This window comes from Streptomyces sp. 13-12-16 (assembly GCF_002114215.1).
GTDB lineage: Bacteria > Actinomycetota > Actinomycetes > Streptomycetales > Streptomycetaceae > Streptomyces.
In genome coordinates, this window is record NZ_NCTE01000723.1 from 1 (window position 1) to 3,760 (window position 3,760).

General features: G+C 70.2%; 5 protein-coding genes and 1 pseudogene. 3 read left to right on the plus strand and 3 right to left on the minus strand.

All coding sequences use genetic code 11. The annotated features are described in order from the left end of the window. The first annotated feature begins 141 nt into the window (after positions 1-141). A complete protein-coding gene (locus tag B7767_RS49135; RefSeq protein ID WP_306297998.1) occupies positions 142-372 on the plus strand; it encodes a hypothetical protein in 231 nt (76 codons plus the stop codon). Positions 373-413: 41 nt separating this feature from the next. Next, positions 414-788 carry a helix-turn-helix transcriptional regulator gene (locus tag B7767_RS27110; protein WP_085574475.1) on the plus strand — a complete coding sequence of 125 codons (375 nt, stop codon included), beginning with the start codon at positions 414-416 and terminating at the stop codon, positions 786-788. Between the two features lie 636 nt (positions 789-1,424). On the opposite strand, the pseudogene B7767_RS27115 reads toward B7767_RS27110, so the two are convergent. The 3 genes and pseudogenes from B7767_RS27115 to B7767_RS27125 form a co-directional block, all read right to left on the minus strand. After that, positions 1,425-1,550: pseudogene (locus B7767_RS27115) on the minus strand (FAD-dependent oxidoreductase); the annotation flags it as partial. After that, positions 1,547-2,662, minus strand: coding sequence for an ACR3 family arsenite efflux transporter (arsB, locus tag B7767_RS27120; RefSeq protein ID WP_085574476.1), 1,116 nt, complete (start codon positions 2,660-2,662; stop codon positions 1,547-1,549). The pseudogene B7767_RS27115 and the gene arsB, both read right to left, overlap by 4 nt. Next, positions 2,659-2,967: a helix-turn-helix transcriptional regulator gene (locus tag B7767_RS27125; protein ID WP_085574477.1), complete on the minus strand. Its 309-nt coding sequence runs from the start codon at positions 2,965-2,967 to the stop codon at positions 2,659-2,661. Before B7767_RS27125 ends, arsB begins: the two co-directional genes overlap by 4 nt. 91 nt (positions 2,968-3,058) lie before the next feature. Here B7767_RS27125 and B7767_RS27130 point away from each other — a divergent pair, with 91 nt between their 5' ends. Further along, entirely contained in the window at positions 3,059-3,481 is a 423-nt protein-coding gene (locus B7767_RS27130; RefSeq protein WP_085574478.1) for an arsenate reductase ArsC, read from the plus strand. Positions 3,482-3,760: the final 279 nt, after the last annotated feature.

Below are 3,760 nucleotides of genomic sequence, written 5' to 3' on the forward strand. Positions count from 1 at the left end.
GCCGGCGCAGCCGGTCATCGACGACGGCCGCTACCGGGCCGCCCTGGCCGCAGGCCGGCCCGACCGGCGGCCGCTGTTCACCGGCGCGGACGGGGCAAGCCCGTCTGGCCGGACGGGCAGCGTGAGGAGGTCGACGCGATCGTGCCGGCCACCGGCTACCGGCCTGACCTGCCCTACCTCGCCGGGCTCTGCGGCGCCCTCGACGCCGGAGGGAACCCACAGCACCGCGAGGGCCTCGCCACCGGCGTGCCGGGGCTGGCGTTCGTCGGGCTGGAACGGCAGCGCAGCCTGTCGTCGAACTCGCTGCGCGGTGTCGGCCGGGACGCAGAACGGGTCGCCCGGCGCCTGGCCGCCCATCTCACACGTCGGTGACGGGCCTCCCACACTGGTTCGACATGTGTCAACATAGACGCATGTCGAATGCCAAGGTGCTGCCGCTGCTCGAGCCCGCCGACGGCCAGGTCGCGCCGTGCTGCCCGCCGCTGACCGAGCGCCCGATGACCGCCGACGAGGCCGAGACCGCCGCACGGATGTTCAAGGCCCTCGGTGACCCGGTCCGGCTCCGACTGTTCTCCGCAGTGGCCTCGCACGAGGGCGGCGAGGCGTGCGTGTGCGACATCTCAGACGTCGGCGTCTCCCAGCCCACCGTCTCCCACCACCTGAAGAAGCTCAAGGAAGCCGGGCTGCTCACATCCGAGCGACGCGGCACCTGGGTCTACTACCGCGTCGAGCCGTCAGTGCTCGCCGCCATGGGCCAACTGCTGGTCGGTGCACCGGCTGCGGCATGACCACACTCGGACGCCCGCCGGCGGCGCCCAGCCCGCGGTGCCACCGGGCAGTTGCCAAAACCGGTAGTCGACGGGGCGGGCGGTTGCCATCCTGACGGGACGGAGGAAGCAGAAGACCGGTTGAGCCTGCCCCGGCCTCGCTGGGCAAACGCCGAGATCGCCGTCTGGTGCGGTGCCGGCGAGGACGATCTCGCCCTCGCCGGCGGCTACCTGCGAGTCGCCGGGACCGCCGCCCGACACTGGATCGCCCACGGCCCGGACGACCGGCTTCCCCTCCCGATCCCCCTACGACTACCGGCACAGCCTCGAACTGTCGCTGAAGTGGCTGATCCGCAAGGCCGCCCAGTGCGCGCTGCGCGAGGGCTACGCAGGAGAAGAAGACCTCGGCCCCGACCAGTCGGACAAGCGTCTGCGCACGCACGACGTCAGGAGACCGGCTGACTGCCTCGACCGGTACCTGGCCCTGCTGGACCTGCCCAAGGTCGAACAGCGTATCGATCCGGAGTCCTGGAGCCAGCTGAACTGGCTCGACAGCGAGGATGCGACAGGCGAGACCTACCGGTACGCCGTGGTCGGCCACGGCGCCGGCCGGGCTCCCGCCCGGCCCGTGCAGCAGAACGTCGACTTCTACGAGCAGGACCCGCCCGGCGCCGCCTCCGCGTCCAGGATCACGACGTCGAGGCGCTGGCGGCGCAGGTGGTGGCCGGCGGCGAGCCCTGCCTGGCCGCCGCCGACCACCACCACGTCCGTCTGCTGGGTCACGGGGCCGTGGTCACCGCGGCGGCGAACTTCCTTCGCCAGGCGAGCGCGATGTGGACCAGGCCGATCAGCACCGGCACTTCGATGAGGGGGCCGACGACACCGGACAGGGCCTGACCGGAGGTGACGCCGAAGGTCGCGATGGCGACCGCGATGGCCAGCTCGAAGTTGTTGCCCGCCGCGGTGAAGGCGAGGGTCGCGGTGCGGTCGTAGGCCAGGCCCAGGCCCTTGCCGAGCAGGAACGTGCCGAAGAACATGACGGCGAAGTAGACCAGCAGCGGCAGCGCGATCCGGACGACGTCCAGCGGCTGCGACGTGATGGTCTTTCCCTGCAACGCGAAGAGGATGACGATCGTGAACAGCAGCCCGTACAGCGCCCACGGGCCGATCTTCGGCAGGAACCGCTGCTCGTAATCGGTGCGGCCGAGCTTCTTCTCGCCCAGGCGGCGGGTGAGGAAGCCGGCCAGCAGCGGGATGCCGAGGAAGATGACGACGTTCAGCGCGATCTTCCACATGGAGATGTCGAGGTGCTCGCCGTCGCCGAGGCCGAGCAAGCCGGGCAGCAGGTCGAGGTAGAACCAGCCGAGCAGACCGAAGGCGAGGACCTGGAAGACGGAGTTCAGGGCGACGAGGACGGCTGCGGCCTCGCGGTCCCCGCAGGCGAGGTCGTTCCAGATGATGACCATGGCGATGCAGCGGGCCAGGCCGACGATGATCAGGCCGGTGCGGTATTCCGGCAGGTCCGGCAGGAAGAGCCATGCGAGCGCGAACATGACCGCCGGGCCGACGATCCAGTTGATGACCAACGAGGAGGCCATCAGCTTGCGGTCGCCGGTGACGGCGTCGAGCCGGTCGTAGCGGACCTTCGCCAGCACCGGGTACATCATGATCAGCAGGCCGAGCGCGATCGGCAGGGAGACCCCGCCGATCTCCACCTTCGCGAGCGCGTCGTTCAACCCTGGGATGAGCCTGCCGAGCGCGAGCCCGACGGCCATGGCGAGCAGGATCCACACCGCGAGGTAGCGGTCGAGAGTCGAGAGCTTCTTGACGATCGAGTCGTTCCCGGCCGCACCGGTGCTCTGGGCGTGGGCGGTGGTGGGCTCGGCGGAGGTCACGGGCAGGCCCTCTTGTTCTCGGCGGCGGTGCGGGCGGATTCGGCGAATTCGGCGAACTGCTCCGAGAGGCCGGCCAGGACGTCGGGCTTGAGCTTGTAGTAGGTGAAGCGGCCGCACGGCTCGGTCTCCACCAGCCCGGCCTCGCGCAGCACCTTCATATGGTTGGACAGATTGGTCTGCTTGGCCCCGGTCTCCTCCACCAGGTGCGTGGTGCACAGCGTCTCGCGCGCCAGCAGAGTCACGATCTGCAGCCGGAGCGGATCGCCCAGCGCCCGGATCACATCAGGATCGACTGAAGTCAGCATGCGCTGATACTGTCACATCATCGATCACTGATACCAGTGGATGCTGATGACATGGGTGGCGTGCAGCCGCCACGAGACGAGAGAGCCCCTCATGCCCGAGAGCACCGGCAAGAAGCCGTCCGTCCTGTTCGTCTGCATCCACAACGCAGGCCGCTCGCAGATGGCCGCCGCCTGGCTGGCCCACCTGGCCGGGGACCGCGTCGAGGTGCGCTCCGCCGGCTCCGACCCGGGCGATCAGGTCAACCCGGCCGCCGTCGCGGCGATGGCCGAGGTCGGCATCGACATCTCCGCCGAGGTCCCGAAGATCCTTACCGTGGACGCGGTGAAGGAGTCCGACGTGTGCATCACCATGGGCTGCGGCGACACCTGCCCCGTCTTCCCCGGCAAACGCTACCTGGACTGGAAACTGGAAGACCCGGCCGGACAGGGCGTCGATGCGGTCCGGCCGATCCGCGACGAGATCAAGACCCTGGTCGAGGGCCTGATCGCCGATATCGCCCCGACCAAGCCGTGAGCGACGTCGTCAACGCGGCGCGCAGACCTCGTCGCCGGAAGGCCTTGCCGGCGTAGGAATACCGCAGCCCCGAATACGTGCCCGGTACCAGCTGAGCTGTGGGACGCGCCCCGTCGCCGCGGGATCCGGCATCGAGGACGGGTCGCGCCGGCGCGACCCGGAGGATGACCTGCGACGCGTCCGCGCGATCGTGGCGACCGGCGGGGCGGGGGCCGCGCTGCGGCACGTGCGCCGGTGCTTCATCACCGTCGGCACCCTGCGGGCGCCGCCGTGACCGAG